This window comes from Streptomyces sp. NPDC048643, assembly GCF_040650615.1.
Classification (GTDB): Bacteria; Actinomycetota; Actinomycetes; order Streptomycetales; family Streptomycetaceae; genus Streptomyces.
This window is the reverse complement of sequence record NZ_JBEZHO010000002.1, coordinates 263844-286360: the sequence shown is the minus strand read 5'-3', so window position 1 is coordinate 286360 and position 22517 is coordinate 263844. Positions and strand designations below refer to the sequence as shown.

Sequence of the window (22517 nt, the reverse complement as noted above, 5' to 3'; positions counted from 1 at the left end):
GCGTAGATCCCGTCCCCGTCCGGGCGCACGGCCGTTGGGCGCAGGCCGCCGAATCCGCAGGGGCCGGTGTGCACGGCGCCCGGGTGCGACGGCTCGCTCCGGGAAGCGTGGAGCTACGTCTCCGGCCGGTTGCCGTACGGGTGTTGGCGGCCGACGCGGCCGAACGCGCCGCGCAGCAGGGCGCGGAAGGCGTCGGCCGCGGGCGTGGTCCCGTCGGCGCGGTGGACGACCGAGATCGTGCGGCGCAGGTCTCCCGGGTCGAGCAGCCGCGTTCCCACCGGAGTCGCGGCGGTCGCCGCCACCATCTCGGGCACGACGGCGACCCCGAGCCCGGCGCTGACCAGCGCGCACACCAGGGCGTAGCCCGGCGTCTCGACGAGCACGGCGGGGGTGGCCCCGGCCCGGGCGAGCGCGGCCTCCACGGCCTGCCGCGGGGGGTGGTCCGGCGCCATGCTGATCAGCGGCTGGCCCGCGAGGTCCGCGAGGGGCAACCGCCCCGAACCGGCCGCGAGCACGTGCCCGGGAGCCGTCACCAGCACCAACTCCTCGACCAGGACCGGCTCCACGGCGACGGACGAGGGCAGCGGGACATGCGGTGCGGGTTCGTACGTGTGCGTGAGGGCCAGGTCCACCTCCCCGGCCGCGACCGCCGCGATCCCGTGCGGAGGCTCGTAGTCTGCGACCGCCAGCTCCACGTCCGGATGAGCGCGGCGGAACGCGCTGAGCACGGGCGGCAGCAGATGGATGCCCGCCGTCTGGAAGGTGCCGAGCCGCAGTGTCCCGCCCGACAGGCCCGCCAGCCGCGCCAGTTCGTGCCGGGCCAGCTCCATCTCGTCGAGCACCCGCCGAGCCCGCGCCACCAGCAGCTCGCCGGCCCCGGTGAGCCGCGTCCCGCGGTGCGAGCGCACCAGCAGGGTCGCCCCCGCCTCCCGCTCCAGCTTCGCCACCTGCTGGGAGAGCGCGGGCGGCGTGTACCCGAGCCGCTCGGCGGCCCGGGTGATCGAGCCCGCCTCGGCGACCGCCACCAGCGCGGCCAGTCGCGTCGGGTCGTACATCTGCCGCTCCCTGGTCCAGGGGCCTCTTCCGGATCGAAGGGGAGACGGCCTCGGACGACCCCTCCCCGAGGTCTAAACGAATGCTTAAGACCAACCCAGGATATTCGACATACCTGCTGAAGGCCCGTGCGGGTGAACCTGGTGGCATGGACGCACAGCTCTTCGCCTTCACCGGCGTCGCCGCCGGCATGGTCGCCATGCCCGGAGCCGACTTCACCGTCGTCGTACGCAACGCCCTCGTCTCGCGCCGGGCCGGAGTCGCGTGCGCCCTCGGCATCGCGGGCGGGCTGCTCCTGCACACGGCGCTGGCCGTCGCCGGAGTCGCCGCGGTGCTCACCGCCGTACCGGCGCTGTTCCGGACGCTCCAGCTGCTCGGCGGCGCCTACGTGCTGTACCTGGGCCTGCGTACCGTGCGCGCGCTCGGGCGACCGCGCGGGGCCGACGGGACGGGGCGGGGTCCGGGTGCGCCCTCGACGGACGACGGGGAGGGGCCGGGAGAGGGTGCGCGTGGGGCGGCGCCGACCGGGACGGGCGTGGCCGTTCGCCCGCTGCGGCAGGGCTTCGTCACCAACGCCCTCAACCCGAAGGCGCCGATCACCTTTCTCAGCCTGCTGCCGCAGTTCGTGCCGGCCGGCAGCCCCGCGATGCCGCGGACGCTGCTCCTGGCGCTGATCGTGGTCGTCCTGGCCCTGGTGTGGTTCCCGGCGGTCGCGCTGCTCGTGGACCGGCTGGGACGGTGGCTGCGCCGGCCCCGGGCCGCACGTGCCGTGGAGGCCGTCACGGGTGGCGCGCTCACCGTGCTCGGCCTCGTGCTCCTCCTGGAGCCGCTGAGGGCCTGAGCGGGTGCTGCCGGCGTGCGGAGGAGGTGGACCGTCGCCGGCCCTTCGGCGCACGGCCGGGGGCGGTACGTGAAGGATGCGGTCGCACCGATGTGATCCCTGGGCGGCGGCCCCCGCCGCCGCCCAGGGTCAGGTCAGCTGACCCGCCCGTACCAGACGCTCCGTGTCCAGATCTTCTGGAGCTTCACCACTTCCCCCGTTTTCGGGGAGTGCCAGATCTTTCCCTTCCCGGCGTAGATGCCGACGTGGTAAACACTCCGGCCCGAGTGGAAGAACACGAGGTCCCCGGCCTTGCGATGCGAGGCGGAGACGTGGTGCGTCTTGTTGTACTGCGCCGCGGCCGTTCGAGGCAGCTTCTTGCCCGCCTTCTTGAACGAGTAGAGCGTGAGCCCGGAGCAGTCGAAGCGGTGCGGTCCCGTGGCCCCGTACTTGTACGGGGCGCCGTGCTTCGAGGCCGCGACCTGGAGTGCCTTCGTCGCGGTCGTGGCCGCCTGGGCGTCGGGTGCGACACCAGGGACCACGAGGCTGCCGCCGACGGCGGCGATGGTGAGGGCCGAGGCCGTACCGGCCCTGGTCCACAGCGACGGGACACGATTGAGCGCAGTCATGCGCAACCCTTCGTCAGCCGCCTGTGAAGGATGACCTGTCGGATTCGGGCTGGCGAAGTTGCCCGGCCGCTGCTGCGGCTTCACCCCAAGGTCCACCCGGAACGCTGCTCCGGCGGACCGTCGTGCTGGGTCCTCCACTCCTGCCGATCCACTTCTGTCGACCGGGCATCCGGGCGGCGGCAGGACTCGGCGTCCGCCCGGACCGCCCCGCCGCTGTGGCGGGGGCTTGTCGTCGGAAGGGATCTTCACCCATGAACGTCGCAAAATCCGAGCGGAACCGGTGTTTTGTGGGCTTACTCACCACTCACCCGTTCGGGTGGACACCCCTCTGTTCGAAAGGGTGTTGGGGACACGGGTGACCCCCGCACCTGCACCGGAACCCCTCATTCCGCCTCTCTGTCCTCCGTGTTGCGCAAGTCGGAGGGGTCCGAGAAAGGACTGATTCCTACGCCATCAGGGGGTACACCATCTGGTGCGTTTGAGTCGCGGTGCGGACGGTCCGGCGACGCGGCGTGTGCCGGGCCAGGGTGCGCGGGCGTCAACTGCCGGACACGGGCGGGATCGTGACCCGCGTGGTTCGCCGCTCACCGTCCAGCACGCGCAGCGCCTGAGCCAGCGTCGGCGCGTGCACCTCGCTCTCGCCCCGCTGGTGCATGAGCGCGAGCGCGTCCCGCAGGGCCGTCGCCTTGGCCACCAGTGCCTGGGCGGCGCGCAGCCCTCGGTAGGTGTCGCCGGGCCGGGCCGGGTTGATCCGGCCGACCAGGTCGACCACGTCCAGGTAGCGGTCGATCAGCTCGGCCTCCGCGCGGGTCAGCGCGGGCAGCGGAGGGAGGTCGGGGATCATCGGCCGCTCACCTCGCGCCGGGCGCGCCGGATGAGGCCTTGCGGCTCGGCACGATCCGGTCGACGAGCCCGTACTCCAGAGCCGCGGGCGCGTCGAGGAAGAGGTCCCGCTCGATGTCCGCGGCGATCCGCTCGGCGCTCTGCCCCGTGTGCCGCACGAGCATCTCCGCCAGGACCGCGCGGGTGCGCGCCAACTCCTCGGCGTGGACGATCGGATCGCTCGCCTGTCCCCGGACCGGGTCCGGGGCCGACGGCTGGTGCAGGAGGACCCGCGCCCCGGGGAGTGCCAGCCGCTTGCCCGGGGTGCCGGCCGCCAGCAGGACGGCCGCGGCGGACGCCGCCTGGCCGAGGCAGACCGTCTCCACGTCGCAGGTGACGAAGCGCATCGTGTCGTGGACGGCGGTCATGGCGCTGAACGAGCCGCCGGGCGAGTTGATGTACAGGGAGATGTCCCGGTCGGGGTCGTGGTGTTCGAGGTGCATGAACTGCGCCATCACGTCGTTCGCCGACGTGTCGTCGATGGGCGTCCCGAGGAACACGATCCGTTCGTCGAGCAGCTTCGTGTACGGATCCAGCGTCCGGTGTCCCGCGCCGGCGCGTTCGGTGAACTCGGGCAGGACGTGGCGGGCGGACGAGCGGTGCATGGGCACGCCTCCTCGCGGTCGATGGATCGACATCTGTAAAAAATGTACAGGACGTACGTCGCCCGGGAAGGGGTCCCTGCTGACAGCGAAAGGGCCTTGTCAGGCGGCCGGGAGCAGTCCAGGGTGTGCCTCGCGCCGCCTTCCGCGGGGATTTGTCGCTCTCCGGAAGCCGGTGCGACCGGTCTAAGCTGGGCTCATGGCCTACGAGATTCCGGTGACCCAAGCCAGAGCCGAGCTGGCCGAGCTGATCAACCGCGTCGTCTACGGCGGCGAGCGCGTCGTCGTGACACGGCACGGCAAGCCGCTCGTCGCCCTCGTCTCCGCCGCCGACCTCGAACGCCTCGAAGAACTCCACGGTTCCGCCGACGAGTCGGTGGTCAGCTCCCTGTCCAGCGTCCGCGACGTGGCCTCGGCGCCCCGCGAGCGTCAGCGCTTCGGCATCGCCGCCGAGCACCTAGGCCCCAACGCCTCCTGACCGCGTGACGGGAGGGAGCCTCCCCGCATCGTGAGGCGTGTGCCCCGTACGTCGGTACGGGGCACACGGCTTTGTGGGTGCGCCCCGCGGCGCGCCGCGCCGCGCTCCCGCCGTATACGGTCCGTCGCCCGCGCCGCGGTGTCGCACCCCGCGCGGGCGTGGCCCGGCGGCCATGATGGCGGTGCCTGCCGTCCGATCCCTGCCCGGAGGTGGTGCGGCCGAGGCCGCCTCGCGGGCCGGGTATGCGGCCGGCCAGGTGCCGGTCATGAGTGGATCAAGGACTGGTTAACGTAGTTGAAACTCCGTCCAACTAACCTGCCGATCCACGCCGCCAGGGGTTCTTGTGCCCGGATTCGCCAAGAACGCGACAAGTGTCGGTGTGTTACATCTATCTCGTCGCGATGGTTGCGGCACCCCGGGCCCCGCACGGTCCGGAGCGAGGACTGTGAGGTGGGAAGCCGTGCAACTGACCCCGCACGAGCAGGAGAGGCTGCTGATCCACGTGGCCGCCGACGTGGCCGAGAAGCGCCGGGCCCGCGGAGTGAGACTGAACCATCCGGAAGCGATCGCGCTGATCACGTCGCACATCCTGGAAGGCGCCCGGGACGGCCGCACCGTCGCCGAGCTGATGTCCTCCGGACGCAAGATCCTCACCCGTGACGACGTCATGGAGGGCATCCCCGAGATGATCCACGACGTCCAGGTCGAGGCGACCTTCCCCGACGGGACCAAGCTCGTCACCGTCCACGACCCGATCGTCTGACGGGGGAGCACGCGCCATGATTCCCGGAGAGATCCTCTTCGCCGACGGGCCCGTCCGCTACAACGAGGGCCGCGAGGTCACCCGCCTGACCGTCCTGAACGCCGCCGACCGCCCCGTCCAGGTCGGCTCCCACTACCACTTCGCCGAGGCCAACCCCGGACTGGACTTCGACCGCGGCGCCGCACGCGGCAAGCGGCTCAACGTCGCCGCCGGCACCGCCGTGCGCTTCGAGCCCGGAATCCCCGTCGACGTCGAACTCGTCCCGCTCGCCGGTGCCCGTGTGGTGCCCGGTCTGCGCGGCGAGACCGGAGGTGCCCTCGATGCCTGAGATCTCGCGCGCCCAGTACGCCGACCTGTTCGGCCCCACCACCGGCGACCGGATCCGCCTCGCCGACACCGATCTGCTGGTCGAGATCGAGGAGGACCGCTCCGGCGGCCCCGGACTCGCCGGTGACGAGGCGGTGTTCGGCGGCGGCAAGGTCATCCGCGAGTCCATGGGCCAGTCGCGCGCCACCCGCGCCGAGGGCACACCGGACACGGTCGTCACCGGGGTCGTGATCATCGACCACTGGGGGATCGTCAAGGCCGACGTCGGCATCCGGGACGGCCGGATCACCGGCATCGGCAAGGCGGGCAACCCCGACACCATGGACGGGGTCCACCCCGATCTGGTGATCGGCCCCGAGACCGAGATCATCGCGGGCAACGGGCGCATCCTGACCGCGGGCGCCATCGACGCCCACGTCCATCTGATCTGCCCGCAGATCGCCGACGAGGCGCTGGCCTCCGGCATCACCACCCTCGTCGGCGGCGGCACCGGGCCCGCCGAGGGCTCCAAGGCGACCACCGTGACGCCCGGCCCCTGGCACCTGGCCCGGATGCTGGAGTCGATGGAGGGCTACCCCCTCAACTTCGGTCTGCTCGGCAAGGGCAACACCGTCTCGCACGACGCGATGCTGTCGCAGATCCGCGGCGGTGCGCTCGGCCTGAAGATCCACGAGGACTGGGGCTCGACGCCCGCCGCGATCGACGCCGCCCTCACGGTGGCCGACCGCACGGGCATCCAGGTCGCCATCCACACCGACACCCTCAACGAGGCGGGGTTCGTCGCCGACACCCTCGCGGCGATCGGCGGACGCGGCATCCACGCGTACCACACCGAGGGTGCGGGCGGCGGGCACGCGCCGGACATCATGTCCGTGGTCTCCGAGTCGTACGTGCTCCCCAGCTCGACCAACCCGACCCGGCCCTACACCGTCAACACCGCCGAGGAGCACCTCGACATGCTGATGGTGTGCCACCACCTGAACCCGGCGGTGCCCGAGGACCTGGCCTTCGCCGAGTCCCGCATCCGGCCCTCGACCATCGGCGCCGAGGACATACTGCACGACCTCGGCGCCATCTCGATCATCTCCTCCGACTCCCAGGCCATGGGCCGGGTCGGTGAGGTGATCATGCGGACCTGGCAGACCGCCCACGTGATGAAGCGGCGCCGGGGCGCGCTGCCCGGGGACGGCCGCGCCGACAACCACCGGGTCCGTCGCTATGTCGCCAAATACACCATCAACCCGGCGCTCGCGCAGGGCCTCGCACGGGAGATCGGCTCCGTCGAGACCGGCAAGCTCGCCGACCTGGTGCTGTGGGAGCCCGCGTTCTTCGGGGTCAAGCCGCACCTCGTCATCAAGGGCGGAATGATCGCGTACGCGCAGATGGGCGACGCCAACGCGTCGATCCCGACGCCGCAGCCGATCCTGCCCCGCCCCATGTTCGGGGCGATCGGGCGGGCGCCGGCCGCGAACTCGTTCAACTTCGTGGCTCCGCTCGCCATCGAGGACGGGCTGCCGGAACGCCTCTCGCTCGGCAAGCGGTTCGTGGCCATCGACTCCACGCGGGCGGTCACCAAGGCCGACATGCGGGAGAACGACGCACGGCCGCAGGTGCGGATCGACCCCGACAGCTTCGCCGTGCACATCGACGGCGAGCTCGTCGAGGCGACTCCGGCCGCCGAACTGCCCATGGCCCAGCGTTACTTCCTCTTCTGATGTCCCGCGCAGCACTGCTCGTCCTGGCCGACGGCCGGTTCCCCGCCGGAGGGCACGCGCACTCCGGCGGGGCCGAGGCCGCCGTCAAGGCCGGGCGGATCACCGGGGCGGCGAGCCTGGAGGAGTTCTGCCGGGGCCGGCTGCACACGACCGGACTCGTCGCGGCCTCGCTGGCCGCGGCGGCCGCGCTCGGCAGTGACCCGGTGGCGCTGGACGCCGCCGCCGACGCCCGGACCCCCTCCCTCGCGCTGCGGGGTGTGGCGCGCCGGCTGGGGCGGCAGCTCATGCGAGCCGCCCGCGCCACCTGGCCCTGCGCCGAACTCGACCAGCTGGCCAAGGAGTTCCCCAAGGGAGCCCACCAGCCGGTCGTGCTCGGCGTGGCGGCACGGGCGGCGGGACTCGGACCCGAGGACGCCGCGTACTGCTCCGCGTACGAGTGCGTCAGCGGTCCGGCGTCCGCGACGGTACGGCTGCTGAGCCTCGATCCGTTCGACGCGACGGCCGTACTGGCCCGGCTGGCACCGGAGCTGGACGTCGTCGCGCACGCGGCGGCGAGCGCGGCACGGCGGGTCCTCGACGAAGGGGTCGAGGCGCTGCCCGCGGCGTCGGCACCCCTGCTGGAGATCAGCGCGGAGGCGCACGCCGCCTGGCCCGTCCGCCTCTTCGCGTCCTAGCGGGACGCGTCGCGCACCGGAAGCGGACCCAGCGGGGCGGACCACCGCCGGACACGGTCGCCCCACCTCTCCCGAAGGCCTCGGACCGTCGCGGCCGGGCGACCCACGCCCAGGGGGAGAGAGCACCCTCACACCCGCTCCTGGTCCGGAGCGCCTGACCGGCCGACGCCGGACAGGCCGGCCGAGCCGAAGCGGACCGGAAGAAACAGGAGACCTGTCATGCATCTCGACCACTCCCACGGCGGCCCCGCCGCGGTCAGTGCCGACGCCCACCGTCCCGACGGCCGACGCCGCGCCCTGCGCATCGGACTCGGCGGACCCGTCGGATCGGGCAAGACCGCCACCGTCGCCGCCCTCTGCCGGGCCCTGCGCGACGAACTGTCCCTCGCCGTCGTCACCAACGACATCTACACCCGTGAGGACGCCGAGTTCCTGCTGCGGGAGGCGGTCCTGCCGCCCGAGCGGATCACCGCCGTGGAGACGGGGGCCTGCCCGCACACCGCGATCCGCGACGACATCTCCGCGAACCTCGAAGCGGTCGAGGACCTGGAGGACGAGGTCGGGCCGCTTGACCTGATCCTCGTGGAGTCCGGCGGGGACAACCTCACGGCGACCTTCTCCAGGGGACTCGTCGACGCGCAGATCTTCGTGATCGACGTCGCGGGTGGGGACGACATCCCGCGCAAGGGCGGACCGGGCGTCACCACCGCCGACCTGCTCGTGGTGAACAAGACCGACCTGGCGCCCTACGTCGGCTCCGACCTCGGACGCATGGCCGCCGACGCCAAGGCGCAGCGCGACGAACTGCCCGTGGTCTTCCAGTCGTTGCGGACCGAGGCCGGGGTCGCGGACGTCGCCGGCTGGGTGCGCGGCCGGCTCGCCGCATGGACGGCATGACCACCCAGGGCGTGCGCGCCACCGCACGGATCGAGGCCCGGGCCGACGGCCGGGGCGGGACGGCACTGCCCGTGCTCGACGGCGAGGGCCCGCTCGCCCTGCGCCGCACCCGCAGCAGCGGCACCGAGGCGCGGGTGACGCTGGTCGGCGCGATGAGCGGACCGCTCGGCGGCGACCACCTCACCGTGGAGGCACGGGTGGGACCGGACGCGTACCTGCGCGTCGGGTCGGCCGCCGCCACCATCGCCCTGCCCGGACAGTCCCGGGGCGAGGCACGCTACGACGTGCGCCTCGACGTCGCCGAGGACGGTGAACTGCACTGGCTTCCCGAGCAGTTGATCTCCGCGGGCGGCAGCGAGCTGTCCGTCACCTCGCGCATCGACCTGCGGCGCGGCGCCCGGCTCGTCTTCCGGGAGGAGCAGGTCCTCGGGCGGGTTGCCGAGGACCCGGGACGCCTCACCAGCCGGCTCACCGTGCGCCACGACGGACGGACCCTGCTGGACCAGGAGCTGGCGTGCGGCCCCGGCGCGCCGGGCGGCTGGGACGGGCCCGCCGTCCTCGCGGGACGCCGGGCCCTCGGCCAGCTCGTCGTCGTGCGACCGGAGTTCGAGGATGAACCGCCGCCGGCCCGCCTGCTGGGGGAGTACGCCGCACTCACCCCGCTCGCCGGGCCCGCCGTGCTCGTCACCGCGCTCGCCCCCGACGCCCTGCTGCTGCGCCGGATCATGGACGAGGCACTGCGCGACCTCACATGACGTCAGAAACCGCTGGACAAGGGCTGGTTCGCGCCAACCTCACCGCTCAACGGAGCACGGCGTACCGGCTATCGGAATGGTAAAGAACGCCGGTCACATCTGTTCTCAGGGACCTCACAGCCGCAAGGATCCCCGTACCAATCGCAACGATGTACGGGGAGGTCCCACTTGAGGTCCAAGAGACCGACGAAGCGGGTGACGGCGTTCGGTTCGGCCGGCGTGCTCGTCACGGCGACCCTGATAGCCGGAGCCGTGGCGGCCCCGTCGGCCACCGCCGACTCGCGTCACGGCTGGAGCCACGGGCAGAGCCGTGAGCAGCGCGGTGCCGCCGTCGCCGCGGACCGGGCCGCCAAGGCGGGGATCGACTGGCAGGACTGCCCGGCCGACTGGGGCTTCGTGAAGCCCATCCAGTGCGGCTGGGTCAGCGTGCCGCTGGACTACGCCCACCCGCACGGCAAGCAGATCAAGCTCGCCGTCGACCGGATCGGCAGCACCGGGACGAAGGAGGAGCGCCAGGGCGCCCTCGTCTACAACCCGGGCGGCCCCGGCGGCTCCGGCATGCGCTTCCCGACCCGGGTCACCGGCAAGAACCCGCTCTGGGTGAACACCTCCAAGGCCTACGACTTCGTCGGCTTCGACCCGCGCGGTGTCGGCCACTCCGCCCCGATCTCCTGCATCGACCCGCAGGAGTTCGTGAAGGCGCCCAAGGCGGACCCGGTCCCGGACAGCGAGGCGGACAAGCGCGCCCAGCGCAAGCTGGCCGCCGAGTACGCCGACGGCTGCGCCGAGCGCAGCGGCAAGGCCGTGCTGCAGCAGATGACCACGCCCAACACGGCCCGCGACCTGGACGTCATCCGCGCCGCGCTCGGTGAGAAGAAGCTCAACTACCTGGGCGTCTCGTACGGCACCTACCTCGGCGCCGTCTACGGCACCCTCTTCCCGGGCCACGTGCGCCGCATGGTCGTCGACAGCGTCGTCAACCCCGCGCGCGAGAACATCTGGTACGAGGCCAACCTGGGCCAGGACGTGGCCTTCGAGGGCCGCTGGAAGGACTGGGAGGCCTGGGTCGCCAAGAACGACGCCGCCTTCCACCTCGGCGACACCCGCGCCAAGGTCCAGAACCAGTGGCTGAAGCTGCGCGCCGCCGCGAAGAAGAGCCCGCTGGGCGGTGTCGTCGGCCCCGCCGAGCTGATCTCCTTCTTCCAGAGCGCCCCGTACTACGACTCCTCGTGGGTGCCGGTCGCCACGGTGTTCAGCAAGTACGTCGCCGGTGACACCCAGGCGATCGTCGACGCCGCCGCGCCCGACCTGTCCGACACCGCGGGCAACGCCTCCGCGGAGAACGGCAACGCCGTCTACACGGCCGTCGAGTGCACCGACGCCAAGTGGCCGACCAGCTGGCAGAAGTGGGACCGGGACAACTCCCGGCTGCACAAGGACTACCCGTTCATGACGTGGGCCAACGCGTGGATGAACCTGCCGTGCGCCACCTGGCCGGTCAAGCAGCAGTCGCCGGTCGAGGTGAGGACCGGCAAGGGTCTGCCGGCCGTCCTGATCGTGCAGTCCACGAACGACGCCGCCACGCCGTACGCGGGTGCCGTCGAACTGCACAAGCGCTTCAAGGGCTCCCGGCTCATCACCGAGAAGGGCGCCGGTTCGCACGGTGTGACCGGTCTGCTCAACCCCTGCATCAACGGGCGGGTGGACTCCTACCTGCTCACCGGGAAGACGGACGCGGCCGACGTGACGTGCACGCCGCACGCCACTCCGCAGCCGTAGCACCCACCACGGGAAGGGGGCGGCCGGTTCCTACCGGCCGCCCCCTTCCCGTCTTCCCGGCCGGTCGCCGGGGCCGCTCAACTCGACGGCGTGCGGCGGAACGGGCGCCGCGACTCCGCCTTCTTGGCCTCCTCCTTCTTGACGTCGGCCGCGTACCGGTCGACGTACTCCTGCTCGGAGAGGGTGAGGATGGCGTACATGATCTCGTCGGTGATGGCGCGCAGGACGGTCTTCTCGTTCTCCATCCCGGCGTAGCGCGAGAAGTCGAGGGGCTCGCCGAAGCGGATCGACACCGGGTGGATCCGCGGAAGCTTCCGGCCCGGGGGCTGCGCCTCGAACGTGCCGATCATCGCGCAGGGGATCACGGGCGCCTCGGCGCGCAGCGCCATCACCGCCACGCCGACCTTGCCCTTGTAGAGGCGGCCGTCGTGCGACCGGGTGCCCTCCGGGTAGATGCCGAGCAGCTCGTCCTTGGCGAGGACGCCGAGGCCCTCGCGGATCGCGGCCTGTCCGGCCTCCTTGCCCGAGCGGTCGACCGGGATCTGCCCCGCGCTGCGGAAGAACGCGGCCGTCAGCCGGCCCTTGATCCCCGGCCCGGTGAAGTACTCGGCCTTCGCGAGGAAGGTGATCCGGCGCTTCAGGATCGCCGGCATCAGGAAGTGGTCCGAGAAGGACAGATGATTGCCGGCCACGATGGCCGCGCCCGACGACGGTACGTGCTCGAGGCCCTCGATCCGAGGCCGGAAGACCAGTCTCAACAGCGGACCAAGAAGAACGTACTTGAGCACGTAATAGAACACTGGAGCGCTCCTCATTTCCCCGGGGGAGCGATCAGTGTAGGCGCGGCCGTCGCCGGGCGTAACCGTTCCGGAGTCACCCTCTGTGGCCCCTTGGCCGGTATCAGACCCCTTGCGTCAGAACCTTCTCCAGGGCCCCGACAGCCGTCCCGAGTTCGTCCTCCGTGATGGTGAGCGGTGGTGCCAGACGGATGGTCGAGCCGTGGGTGTCCTTGACGAGGATCCCCTCGCCCATCAGCGCCTGGCTGATCTCACGGCCCGTGCCGATGGACGGGTCGATGTCGACGCCCGCCCACAGCCCGCGCGAGCGGAAACCCACCACGCCGCGGCCCACCAGCGTCGTCAGACCGTCCCGCAGGAGCACGCCCAGCGCGGCGGCCCGGCGTTGGTACGCGCCGGTCCTCAGCAGGCCGACGACCGCGGAGCCCACCGCCGCGGCGAGCGGGTTGCCGCCGAACGTGGAGCCGTGCTCGCCCGGACGCAGCACCTCCATGACGTCCCGGCGCCCGACGACCGCGGAGACCGGCACGATGCCCCCGCCCAGGGCCTTGCCGAGCAGCACCAGGTCGGGGACGACGGACTCGTGGTCCACCGCCAGGGTGGTCCCCGTGCGGCCGAGCCCCGACTGGATCTCGTCCGCGACGAAGAGGCAGTTGGTGCGCAGGGTGAGCTCGCGGACACCGGCGAGATAGCCGTCGTCCGGGATGACCACACCGGCCTCGCCCTGGATGGGTTCGATCAGTACCGCGGCGGTGGTCTCGTCGATCGCCGCCTCCAGCGCGGCCAGGTCGTTGTACGGGACGACGCGGAAGCCGGGTGTGAAGGGACCGAAGCCGGCCCGCGCCGTCTCGTCCGTCGAGAAGCTGACGATGGTCGTGGTGCGCCCGTGGAAGTTGTCCGCGGCCACCACGATCGTCGCCCGGCCGGGCTCGACACCCTTCACCTCGTACGCCCACTTGCGGGCCACCTTGATGGCGCTCTCCACCGCCTCCGCGCCGGTGTTCATCGGCAGGACCATGTCCTGGCCGGTCAACTCGGCCAGGGACTCGGCGAATCCGGCCAGCCGGTCGTTGTGGAACGCCCGTGAGGTGAGGGTGAGCCGGTCGAGCTGGCGGTGCGCCGCCTCGATCAGCACCGGGTTGCGGTGGCCGAAGTTGAGGGCGGAGTAGCCGGCCAGCATGTCGAGGTAGCGGCGCCCCTCGACGTCCTCGACCCAGGCGCCCTCGGCGTGCGCGACGACCACGGGCAGCGGGTGGTAGTTGTGCGCCAGGACGGGCGCCTCCGCGCGGATCAGTTCGGCGGAGCCGCGCGCAGCGTCGACGGCGGAGTTGCTCACACGGGCGGGAGCGGTCATGAGCGGATCTCCTGAGTGCAGCACTTGATGCCGCCGCCGGCCTTCTGGAACTCCGAGAGGTCGACGGGGACGGGAACGTAGCCGTGCCGGTCGAGCCGACCGGCCAGGGCCTCGGCGCGGGGCGCGATGAAGACGTGACGGCCGTCGGACACGGAGTTGAGTCCGAAGGCGAAGGCGTCCTCGCGGGTCGCGACCACCGCGTCCGGGAACAGCCGGGCCAGCACCTCGCGGCTGCCCGGCGAGAAGGCCTCCGGGTAGTAGGCGATGTTCTCGTCGTCCAGGACGAACAGCGCGGTGTCGAGGTGGTAGAACCGTGGGTCGGTCAGACGCAGCGTGATCACCGGGACGCCGAAGAACTCCTGGACCTCGCGATGCGCCTCGGGCGTCGTACGGAAGCCGGTGCCCGCCAGGACGTAGTGGCGGGTCGGGACGAGGTCGCCCTCGCCCTCGCAGACCGACTCGGGACGGTAGACGTCGAACCCGGCCGTCTTGAACCAGGTGTCGTAGGCGGTGGACTCGGGGCGCCGCTCCGGCGCGTGGAAGTACGAGCCGAAGACCCGGCCCGCGATGACGAGCGCGGAGTTCGCGGCGAAGACCATGTCGGGCAGGCCGGCGACCGGCTCGACGGAGTCGACGGAGTGGCCGTGCGCGCGGTAGGCGCTGATCAGCGCCTTCCACTGATCGCGCGCGAGATCCACATCCACGGGGGTGTCGGGATGCATCCAGGGATTGATCGCGTACTGCACGGCGAAGTGTCTGGGTTCGCAGACGAGAAAGCGCCGGGGGCGCGGCACACGGCTGTCGGGCACAGAGGGGTCCCTCCGCTTCCTGCGGTGTCGGCTGGGTGGATACCTCAACGGTAGGAAACGGGGGATACGGGCGACAAGCGATGAGAGCTGCGTGTACGCGCACCATCGCTGCGTGATCGGCTGGGTCAGCGCACGTTTCCTGCGTCGTCCGGGGCCGCGTGAGTCGCCCCCGCCTCCGGTGCCTCGGGCAGCAGGTGGGACAGCACCATGTAGCTGATCGTCTTCCGGATGAACGGTTCCACCCGGATGCGCTCCAGCACCTCCTCGAAGTGCTCCACGTCCACCGCCCGCACGTGCAGCAGCGCGTCCGCGCCCCCGGTCACCGTCATCGCCGCGGTGATCTCCGGATGGTTGCGCACCACCTCCGCGAGCCGCCGCGGCGGGGCCGCCCCCTCGCAGTACACCTCGACGTACGCCTCCGTGCGCCAGCCGAGCGCGACCGGCTTCACCGTGGCGGTGAACCCGGTGATCACGCCCGTCTCGCGCAGTCGGTCGACCCGGCGCTTGACCGCCGTGGCGGACAGGCCGATCGCCGCGCCGATCTCCGCGAAGCTCGTCCGGGCGTTGGCCATCAGAGCGGTGATGATCTTGCGGTCGAGCTCGTCGAACATCGCGGGCTTGCTGTTCATGGCGGCACTGTATCCAGCGGCGGGCACCACCCCGCCGGGTACGACGGCCATGTCCCGCACGTGTCCAGCCGCGTGAATCGCTCCTACACTCCACTCTCATGCTGCGCGCCCTCGCCGTCGACGACGAGCAACCCTCCCTGGAGGAACTCCTGTACCTCCTCAACGCCGATCCCCGGATCGGCAGCGCCGAGGGAGCCGGCGACGCGACCGAGGCATTGCGCCGCATCAACCGTGCCCTGGAGTCCGGACCGGGCGGCCCCGAGGCGATCGACGTCGTCTTCCTCGACATCCACATGCCGGGCCTCGACGGACTCGACCTGGCCCGGCTGCTCGGCGGGTTCGCGCAGCCGCCGCTCGTCGTGTTCGTGACCGCCCACGAGGGCTTCGCCGTCCAGGCCTTCGACCTCAAGGCCGTCGACTACGTCCTCAAGCCCGTACGGCGCGAACGGCTCGCCGAGGCGATCCGCCGGGCGGCCCAACTCCGCGACACCGCACCGCGGATCCCCGTCCACGAGCCCGACCCCGACCACCTCTCCGTCGAACTCGGCGGCGTCACCCGCTTCGTGGCCGTCGAGGACATCACCCACGTCGAGGCCCACGGCGACTACGCCCGGCTGCACACCGCGCAGGGGAGCCACCTGGTGCGCATTCCGCTGTCCACCCTCGAAGAACGCTGGCGTTCCCGCGGCTTCGTCCGCATCCACCGCCGCCACCTCGTCGCCCTGCGCCACATAGCCGAACTCCGCCTGGACGCGGGCACCGTCAGCGTCCTCGTCGACGCCGTCGAACTCCAGGTCAGCCGCCGCCACGCGCGACAGCTGCGCGACCTGCTGCTGCGCCGGACCACGAGCTGAGGAGGACGGCGTGCCGCAGGACCCCGCCGAACGCCGTGTGGTCGTCACCGGAGCACCCAGGCGCGCCGGCCAGACGTCCGGCTACTACCGGCCACGGACCGAGATCGACGAACAGACCACCCTCGGTCACACCTACGTACGCTCCCTGATGCGCAGCCAACTCCGGGTGGCGCTGGCCGTGTTCGCCGTCCTGGTACTGCTCGTCGCCCCGCTGCCGCTGTTCTTCGCCGCGATGCCGGACCGCGCCGGACTGGAGTGGGCCGTCCTCGGCTTCTGCGTCTACCCGCCGCTGGTCCTGCTCGCCCGCTGGTACGTCCGCCGGGCCGAACGCAACGAGCGCGACTTCGTGCGGCTCGTCGAGGACCGTTGACCCGTGAACCAGAACTACGCCGTCCCCGCGGTCGCCCTCGTCGTCGTCGCGACCGTCCTGGTCGGTGCGTTCGGTCTGCGCATCTCCCGGACCACCTCCGACTTCTACGTCGCCTCACGCACCGTCGGCCCCCGCCTCAACGCCGCCGCGATCAGCGGCGAGTACCTCTCCGCCGCCTCCTTCCTCGGTATCGCCGGTCTGGTCCTCGTCCAGGGACCCGACATGCTCTGGTACCCCGTGGGCTACACCGCGGGCTACCTCGTGCTGCTCCTGTTCGTCGCGGCGCCGCTGCGCCGCTCCGGCGCCTACACGCTGCCCGACTTCGCGGAGGCGCGCCTCGGCTCGCAGGCGGTGCGGCGGCTCGCCGGCGCCTTCGTCGTCGGCGTCGGCTGGCTGTACCTGCTGCCCCAACTCCAGGGCGCTGGCCTGACGCTGGCGGTCATGACGGACGCGCCCGACTGGTTCGGCGGCGTCCTCGTCGCCGTCGTCGTGGTCGCCACGGTCGCCGCGGGCGGCATGCGCAGCATCACCTTCGTGCAGGCCTTCCAGTACTGGCTCAAGCTCACCGCCCTGCTCGTCCCGGCGCTCTTCCTCGTCCTCGCCTGGCAGTCCCACGGCGCACCCCGCCACGCCTTCGACGAACCGCCGACGTTCCGTGAGCAGCGCCTCGTGCGGATCGACGACACCGTCGACCTGAACCTCGCCCGGCCGCTCACCGTCACCGCGACCGGCACCGTGGACGGCCGCCGCTACGACGCCGCGCGGCTCCGGCTCCCGCCCGGCACCCACCATGTCGAGCGCGGCACCCGGCTGACCTTCGACCGCGGCGCCCCGGTCCCCGCGGCCGACCGCGGCAGCAACGGCGGGATGTCGACCTCGCTGGCGGCCGGGCGCGAGGAACGCCCCCTCTACGCGACGTACGGACTGATCCTCGCCACCTTCCTCGGCACCATGGGCCTGCCCCACGTCGTCGTCCGCTTCTACACCAGCCCGCACGGCGTCGCCGCCCGCCGCACCACCGTCGCCGTGCTCGGCCTCATCGGCGCCTTCTACCTCCTGCCGCCCGTCTACGGAGCGCTCGGCCGGCTGTACACCCCCGAACTCAGCCTCAGCGGCGACGCGGACGCCGCCGTACTCCTGCTGCCCGACCGGATGATCGGCGGAGCCGGCGGGAACCTGCTGGGCGCGCTCGTCGCGGGCGGAGCCTTCGCCGCGTTCCTGTCCACGGCCTCCGGACTGACGATGGCGGTCGCCGGAGTACTCACCCAGGACGTGCTGCCCTCCCGCGGCGTACGGCACTTCCGGCTCGGCACCGTCCTCGCGATGGCCGTACCCCTCGCCGCGAGCGTGCTGGTCGGCGGGCTGCCCGTCGCCGACGCGGTCGGGCTCGCGTTCGCCGTGTCGGCGTCCTCGTTCTGCCCGCTGCTCGTCCTCGGCATCTGGTGGCGCCGGCTCACCCCGCCCGGCGCCGCCGCCGGGATGCTCGTCGGCGGCGGCGCGGCCCTCGTCGCCGTCGGCGCCACCATGGCCGGCTATCCGCGCACCGGCTCGCTGCACGCCCTGCTCGCCTGGCCGGCCCTCTGGTCCGTGCCGCTCGGCTTCGTCACCATGGTGCTCGTGTCGCTGGCCACCGCCGCCCGCGTACCGGCGGGGACGGCCGCGATCCTCGCCCGCTTCCACCTCCCGGAGGAACTCACCGAGGCGGCAGGCCGGTGAGCGGGTTCCTCGCCGGCCTCTGCGTCGCCGCGCTGCCGCTCCTCGCCGCCGGGTTCTGGATCGGCAGACGCACCGCGCGGCCGCAGAACCTCGGCGGTCTCGGCACGCCCGTCGAGCACGCCACCTTCGAGACCCTGCACACCGCCTCGCTCGCCGCGCCCCCGCTGCGCGCCGGTCTCACCGAGGAGACGGCCCGCCGCTCCGCGCGGCGGCTGCGCACCCTGCTCGGCACCGACGCGCTCTGCCTCACCGACCAGGAGACGGTCCTCGCCTGGGACGGCGTCGGCTCCCACCACCGCGCCGAGATCATGGAACGGCTCGGCGGCCCGCTGGACACCGGCCGCGGCGAGGCCTTCCGGCTGCACTGCGAGGAGCCCTCCTGCACGCTCCGCTGGGCCGTCGTCGCCCCGCTCACCGTGGAGGAACGGGTGCACGGAGCGCTCGTCGTCTGCGCTCCCCGCGAGTCGGCCGTCCTCGTGCGCGCGGCCGGCGAGGTCGCGCGCTGGGTCTCCGTCCAACTGGAGCTGGCTGACCTCGACCAGTCGCGGACCCGGCTCATCGAGGCCGAGATCAGGGCCCTGCGCGCCCAGATATCCCCGCACTTCATCTTCAACTCGCTCGCCGTGATCGCCTCGTTCGTGCGCACCGACCCGGAGCGCGCCCGCGAGCTCCTCCTGGAGTTCGCCGACTTCACCCGCTACTCGTTCCGCAGGCACGGCGACTTCACCACCCTCGCCGACGAACTCCACGCCATCGACCACTACCTGGCGCTCGTCCGCGCCCGCTTCGGCGAGCGGCTCTCCGTCACCCTGCAGATCGCGCCCGAGGTGCTGCCGGTGGCGCTGCCCTTCCTCTGTCTCCAGCCGCTGGTGGAGAACGCCGTCAAGCACGGTCTTGAGGGCAAGACCGACAAGAGCCACATCAGCATCACGGCTCAGGACGCGGGCGCCGAGGCCCTCGTCGTCATCGAGGACAACGGGGTCGGCATGGACCCCGACCGGTTGCGCCGCATCCTGTCCGGCGAGGTCAGCCCGTCCGGCGGGATCGGCCTCTCCAACGTCGACGAGCGGCTGCGCCAGGTCTACGGCGACGACCACGGCCTCGTCATCGAGACCGCCGAGGGCGCCGGAATGAAGATCACCGCACGGCTGCCCAAGTACCAGCCGGGCGTCCACTCGGCGGCCCGACGCCCCCGGCAGTGACCGGTTCGGACCGGGGCCGGGTGCCTCGCGCCGGGGTCAGGCGTGGGAGACCACCATCCCCAGCGTGATCAGACCGAGCACGACCCAGCCGAACCACAGCCAGCCGTTGCTGCCCAGCGCCACCGTGTAGGCCGTCACCATGACGAGCCCGCCCACGGTGAGCACCCCCATCGTCTTCGTCGTACCGGGCATCGCGACACCCTCCTCCAGGCTGGCCCGCAGCGCGGGCCGTGGCCTTTGGGGCCATTTTCACCCGGAGGGACGCGGTTCGCCAGGGGCGGGACGACTTCCGGCGTCCGACGCCGGTCAGCGACTGCGTGCGTCGAGCGAGGCCAGGTAGGCGTTGTACGCCTCCAGCTCCTTGTCACCGTCACGGTCCGCGGCCCGGTCCTGGCGCTTGGCCTGCCGCTGCTCCGACCCGTACCACTGGAAGAGCAGGGCGAGCAGGACGAGAACGGAGGGGATCTCACTGAACGCCCAGGCGATGCCGCCCGCGGCGGTCTGGTCGGCGAGCGCGTCGATGCCGAGGGAGGCGGGCGGGTTCTTGTACGTCTCGACCATCGGCTGCGAGGCCATCATCAGCGCGATGCCGAAGAACGCGTGGAACGGCATCCCCGCGAACAGCTCCAGCATCCGCATCAGATAACCCGGCCGGTGCGGGCCGGGGTCCACGCCCATGATCGGCCAGAAGAACACCAGCCCGACGGCGAGGAAGTGGCACATCATCGCGATGTGGCCCGCCCTGGAGCCCATCAGGAAGTCGAAGATCGGGGAGAAGTACAGCGCGTACAGGCTCGCGATGAACAGCGGGATGGTGAACGCGGGGTGGGTGATGATCCGCATGTACCGGCTGTGCAGGAACATCAGCAGCAGCTCACGCGGCCCCTTGTTGCCCCGCTTCGCCGCCACCGGCAGCGCCCGCAGGGCCAGCGTGATCGGCGCGCCGAGCAGGATCAGGATCGGCGACAGCATGCTGATGACCATGTGCTGCACCATGTGCACGCTGAACATGACCATGCCGTAGTCGTTCAGTCGGGTGCACATCATGAGCAGGACGGTCAGCACACCGATGACGAAGGAGACGGTCCGGCCCCACGACCAGCTGTCGCCGCGTCGTGCGAGCCGCACCACGCCCCAGCCGTACAGTCCGAGTCCGAGCAGACACGCGACGAGGAAGAACGGGTCCGTGGACCACGTGAGCCCCCGTCCCAGCGTGAACGGCGGCAGATCCATGGTCATGCCGTGCCCGCTGTGATCCATCCACCGGCTCCTGTTTCTGAGGGTGCCTCCCGGGCCCTTTTAAGGCAGTGCGGGAGGGTTGTGCGCGCTCTGTCCGCACCAGACTAGAACTGCCCCCGGCCGCACTCGCGACCGGGGGCAGTTCCAGATGTGAACGTCTCAGAGCACGCACTCCGCCTCGGCGTAGCGCTCGTCCGGGACCGTCTTGAGGGTCTCCACCGCCTCCGCGAGCGACACCATCACGATGTCGGTCCCGCGCAGCGCGGTCATGTTCCCGAACTCGCCGCGGTGCACGGCCTCCACGGCGTGCCAGCCGAACCGGGTCGCGAGGACACGGTCGTACGCCGTCGGTGTGCCGCCACGCTGCACGTGCCCGAGGATGACCGGCCGGGCCTCCTTGCCGAGGCGCTCCTCCAGCTCGATGGAGAGCTGCCGGGCGATGCCCGCGAAGCGCTCGTGGCCGTAGACGTCCTTGCCGCCCTCGTCGTACTCCATGGAGCCCTCGCGGGGCTTGGCGCCCTCGGCGGCGACGACGATGGCGAAGCGCTTGCCGGCCGCGAACCGTTCGCCGACCTTGGCGGCCAGTTCCTCGATGTCGAAGGGCCGCTCCGGTACGACGATGGCGTGCGCGCCCGCCGCCATGCCGGAGTGCAGCGCGATCCAGCCGGTGTGGCGGCCCATGACCTCCACGATCAGCACGCGCTGGTGCGACTCGGCGGTGGTCTTCAGCCGGTCGAGGGCCTCGGTCGCGACGCCGACGGCCGTGTCGAAGCCGAAGGTGACGTCCGTGACGGCGATGTCGTTGTCGATGGTCTTGGGCACGCCGACGATCGGCAGGCCGGCGTCCGACAGCAGGCGGGCGGCCTTGAGCGTGCCCTCACCGCCGATCGGGATGATCGCGTCGAGCCCGAGTTCCTCGACGTGCCCGCGGGCCCGCTCCACACCGTCACGCAGATGCGCCGGCTGGACCCGGGAGGAGCCGAGCATGGTGCCGCCGCGAGCCAGGATGCCGCTCACCGCGTCGAGGTCGAGCTTGAGGTAGTCGCACTCCAGCAGTCCCTTCCAGCCGTCGCGGAAGCCGATGACCTCGTCGCCGTGGTCGACGACGGCACGGTGTACGACGGACCGGATGACGGCGTTCAGGCCGGGGCAGTCGCCGCCGGACGTGAGGACACCAATGCGCATAGCCCGAAATACCTTCTCAACGTGGGCCGGGGACCGGACCACGTTGTCCGGCAGGATCCCCGCCACCCTACCGGCGGGAGGGGGCGGAACCGCACCGTGCGTCCGCCAGCTGGACGTGCCCGCTCACCTGTGCGGAAGCGGTGTCAGACGGGCCCCGGGGCCGCGCCGGCTCCGTACCCCCGCAAACGCCGAGAGGAACCGTTCCTCCCCGGAACGGTTCCTCTCGGCCGGCCCGCCGTCCGGCGGGCCGGTGCGCCTAGGCGGGCTGGGTGGCCGCCGCGATGCGCTCGGAGCGCAGCGCCTCGTACCAGCGGTCGTCGATCGGCGGCAGCGCGTTCACGTCGAGCGCCAGCTTCAGCAGCAGGTCGGCGATCAGCGGGTTGCGCGCGAGGACGGGCCCGTGCATGTACGTACCGAACACGGTGTCGTTGTACGCGCCCTCCGTGCCGTCACCCGTGCCGTTGCCCTTGCCGAGCCGCACGTTCGCGAACGGGCGGGCGGTGGGGCCGAGGTGGGTGACGCCCTGGTGGTTCTCGAAGCCGGTCAGCTGGGGCAGGCCGAGCCGCGGGTCGATGTCCGCGAGGACGTCGCCGACGCACCGCTCGCCCTCGCCCCGCGTGGAGACCACGTCGAGCAGGCCGAGTCCCGGCTCGCGCTGGCCGAGGTCGTTGATGAACTCGTGCCCGAGGATCTGGTAGCCGGCGCACACCGAGAAGACGATCGCGCCGTTGCCCACCGCGCGGTGCAGACCGCCGTCGCGGCGCAGCCGCTCGGCAGCGAGCCGCTGCGGCCGGTCCTCGCCGCCACCGATGAGGTAGATGTCACCTGAGGTGGGGATCGGCTGGTCGCTGCGCACGTCGAGACGGGCCACGTCGAGGCCGCGCTGGCGGGCCCTGCGCTCCACGACGAGGGCGTTGCCCTGGTCGCCGTAGGTGCTCAGCAGGTCCGGATAGATCCACACCAGACGCAGGCTGTTGTCACTCATTCT

25 protein-coding genes and 1 riboswitch are annotated in these 22517 nt (G+C 71.8%); of the genes, 13 read left to right on the top strand and 12 right to left on the bottom strand.

All coding sequences use genetic code 11. The features are described from left to right. Positions 1-113: 113 nt before the first annotated feature. Positions 114-1055: a LysR family transcriptional regulator gene (locus tag AB0C62_RS03145; protein ID WP_362969347.1), complete on the bottom strand. Its 942-nt coding sequence runs from the start codon at positions 1053-1055 to the stop codon at positions 114-116. 146 nt (positions 1056-1201) lie between these two features. Here AB0C62_RS03145 and AB0C62_RS03140 point away from each other — a divergent pair, with 146 nt between their 5' ends. Then, a complete protein-coding gene (locus AB0C62_RS03140; protein WP_362969346.1) occupies positions 1202-1894 on the top strand; it encodes a LysE family translocator in 693 nt (230 codons plus the stop codon). A 134-nt stretch (positions 1895-2028) separates the two neighbouring features. Here the strand turns inward: AB0C62_RS03140 and AB0C62_RS03135 are convergent, their stop codons facing one another. The 3 genes from AB0C62_RS03135 to AB0C62_RS03125 form a co-directional block, all read right to left on the bottom strand. Further along, a complete protein-coding gene (locus AB0C62_RS03135) occupies positions 2029-2502 on the bottom strand; it encodes a C40 family peptidase (protein WP_081223131.1) in 474 nt (157 codons plus the stop codon). Between the two features lie 3 nt (positions 2503-2505). Then, positions 2506-2704, bottom strand: a riboswitch (cyclic di-AMP (ydaO/yuaA leader). A gap of 336 nt (positions 2705-3040) precedes the next feature. Continuing rightward, positions 3041-3346, bottom strand: a complete 306-nt coding sequence (locus AB0C62_RS03130) for a hypothetical protein (protein WP_081223130.1) — start codon at positions 3344-3346, stop codon at positions 3041-3043. Positions 3347-3353: 7 nt separating this feature from the next. After that, the gene (locus AB0C62_RS03125) at positions 3354-3989 is read right to left on the bottom strand and encodes an ATP-dependent Clp protease proteolytic subunit (RefSeq protein ID WP_362969345.1); all 636 of its coding nucleotides are present in this window, start codon (positions 3987-3989) and stop codon (positions 3354-3356) included. A gap of 196 nt (positions 3990-4185) precedes the next feature. On the opposite strand from AB0C62_RS03125, the gene AB0C62_RS03120 reads away from it, so the two are divergent. The 8 genes from AB0C62_RS03120 (at position 4186) to AB0C62_RS03085 (ending at position 11374) form a co-directional block, all read left to right on the top strand. Further along, the gene (locus AB0C62_RS03120; RefSeq protein ID WP_362969344.1) at positions 4186-4464 is read left to right on the top strand and encodes a type II toxin-antitoxin system Phd/YefM family antitoxin; all 279 of its coding nucleotides are present in this window, start codon (positions 4186-4188) and stop codon (positions 4462-4464) included. Between the two features lie 460 nt (positions 4465-4924). Then, on the top strand, positions 4925-5227 hold the full coding sequence (locus AB0C62_RS03115) for an urease subunit gamma (RefSeq protein WP_081223127.1): 303 nt from the start codon (positions 4925-4927) through the stop codon (positions 5225-5227). 16 nt (positions 5228-5243) lie between these two features. After that, positions 5244-5555, top strand: coding sequence for an urease subunit beta (locus tag AB0C62_RS03110; RefSeq protein WP_362969343.1), 312 nt, complete (start codon positions 5244-5246; stop codon positions 5553-5555). After that, a complete protein-coding gene (locus AB0C62_RS03105; protein ID WP_362969342.1) occupies positions 5548-7269 on the top strand; it encodes an urease subunit alpha in 1722 nt (573 codons plus the stop codon). The genes AB0C62_RS03110 and AB0C62_RS03105 overlap by 8 nt, the downstream gene beginning before the upstream one ends. After that, on the top strand, positions 7269-7943 hold the full coding sequence (locus tag AB0C62_RS03100; protein WP_362969341.1) for an urease accessory UreF family protein: 675 nt from the start codon (positions 7269-7271) through the stop codon (positions 7941-7943). The genes AB0C62_RS03105 and AB0C62_RS03100 overlap by 1 nt, the downstream gene beginning before the upstream one ends. 219 nt (positions 7944-8162) lie before the next feature. After that, the gene (gene ureG, locus AB0C62_RS03095; protein WP_362969340.1) at positions 8163-8840 is read left to right on the top strand and encodes an urease accessory protein UreG; all 678 of its coding nucleotides are present in this window, start codon (positions 8163-8165) and stop codon (positions 8838-8840) included. Next, a complete protein-coding gene (locus AB0C62_RS03090) occupies positions 8837-9595 on the top strand; it encodes an urease accessory protein UreD (RefSeq protein WP_362969339.1) in 759 nt (252 codons plus the stop codon). The genes ureG and AB0C62_RS03090 overlap by 4 nt, the downstream gene beginning before the upstream one ends. A gap of 168 nt (positions 9596-9763) precedes the next feature. Further along, entirely contained in the window at positions 9764-11374 is a 1611-nt protein-coding gene (locus AB0C62_RS03085; RefSeq protein ID WP_362969338.1) for an alpha/beta hydrolase, read from the top strand. A gap of 77 nt (positions 11375-11451) precedes the next feature. Here AB0C62_RS03085 and AB0C62_RS03080 read toward each other — a convergent pair whose 3' ends face one another. From AB0C62_RS03080 to AB0C62_RS03065, 4 genes are all read right to left on the bottom strand, one after another. Beyond that, on the bottom strand, positions 11452-12174 hold the full coding sequence (locus tag AB0C62_RS03080) for a lysophospholipid acyltransferase family protein (protein ID WP_362969337.1): 723 nt from the start codon (positions 12172-12174) through the stop codon (positions 11452-11454). 100 nt (positions 12175-12274) lie between these two features. Then, a complete protein-coding gene (gene rocD, locus AB0C62_RS03075; RefSeq protein WP_362969336.1) occupies positions 12275-13525 on the bottom strand; it encodes an ornithine--oxo-acid transaminase in 1251 nt (416 codons plus the stop codon). Then, the gene (gene ddaH, locus AB0C62_RS03070) at positions 13522-14334 is read right to left on the bottom strand and encodes a dimethylargininase (RefSeq protein WP_362969335.1); all 813 of its coding nucleotides are present in this window, start codon (positions 14332-14334) and stop codon (positions 13522-13524) included. The genes rocD and ddaH overlap by 4 nt, the downstream gene beginning before the upstream one ends. Positions 14335-14459: 125 nt before the next feature. Next, positions 14460-14963, bottom strand: coding sequence for an Lrp/AsnC family transcriptional regulator (locus tag AB0C62_RS03065; RefSeq protein ID WP_081223118.1), 504 nt, complete (start codon positions 14961-14963; stop codon positions 14460-14462). A 98-nt stretch (positions 14964-15061) separates the two neighbouring features. Between AB0C62_RS03065 and AB0C62_RS03060 the strand changes: the two genes are divergently transcribed. From AB0C62_RS03060 to AB0C62_RS03045, 4 genes are read left to right on the top strand one after another with little or no spacing between them, the layout of a single operon-like run. Further along, positions 15062-15817: a response regulator transcription factor gene (locus tag AB0C62_RS03060; RefSeq protein WP_362969334.1), complete on the top strand. Its 756-nt coding sequence runs from the start codon at positions 15062-15064 to the stop codon at positions 15815-15817. 10 nt (positions 15818-15827) lie between these two features. Further along, positions 15828-16187, top strand: a complete 360-nt coding sequence (locus AB0C62_RS03055) for a hypothetical protein (RefSeq protein WP_362969333.1) — start codon at positions 15828-15830, stop codon at positions 16185-16187. Positions 16188-16190: 3 nt separating this feature from the next. Then, entirely contained in the window at positions 16191-17903 is a 1713-nt protein-coding gene (locus tag AB0C62_RS03050) for a cation acetate symporter (RefSeq protein ID WP_362969332.1), read from the top strand. Then, complete coding sequence (locus AB0C62_RS03045) at positions 17900-19105, top strand: histidine kinase (RefSeq protein WP_362969331.1); 1206 nt, start codon at positions 17900-17902, stop codon at positions 19103-19105. Before AB0C62_RS03050 ends, AB0C62_RS03045 begins: the two co-directional genes overlap by 4 nt. Positions 19106-19141: 36 nt before the next feature. Here AB0C62_RS03045 and AB0C62_RS03040 read toward each other — a convergent pair whose 3' ends face one another. The 4 genes from AB0C62_RS03040 to AB0C62_RS03025 form a co-directional block, all read right to left on the bottom strand. Then, positions 19142-19297, bottom strand: a complete 156-nt coding sequence (locus AB0C62_RS03040) for a hypothetical protein (RefSeq protein WP_107482888.1) — start codon at positions 19295-19297, stop codon at positions 19142-19144. 114 nt (positions 19298-19411) lie between these two features. Next, positions 19412-20365: a cytochrome c oxidase assembly protein gene (locus AB0C62_RS03035; protein ID WP_362969330.1), complete on the bottom strand. Its 954-nt coding sequence runs from the start codon at positions 20363-20365 to the stop codon at positions 19412-19414. 138 nt (positions 20366-20503) lie between these two features. Beyond that, the gene (locus AB0C62_RS03030) at positions 20504-21529 is read right to left on the bottom strand and encodes a 6-phosphofructokinase (RefSeq protein WP_081223112.1); all 1026 of its coding nucleotides are present in this window, start codon (positions 21527-21529) and stop codon (positions 20504-20506) included. Between the two features lie 256 nt (positions 21530-21785). Further along, a complete protein-coding gene (locus AB0C62_RS03025) occupies positions 21786-22514 on the bottom strand; it encodes a glutamine amidotransferase (protein WP_081223111.1) in 729 nt (242 codons plus the stop codon). Between the last annotated feature and the right edge of the window lie 3 nt (positions 22515-22517).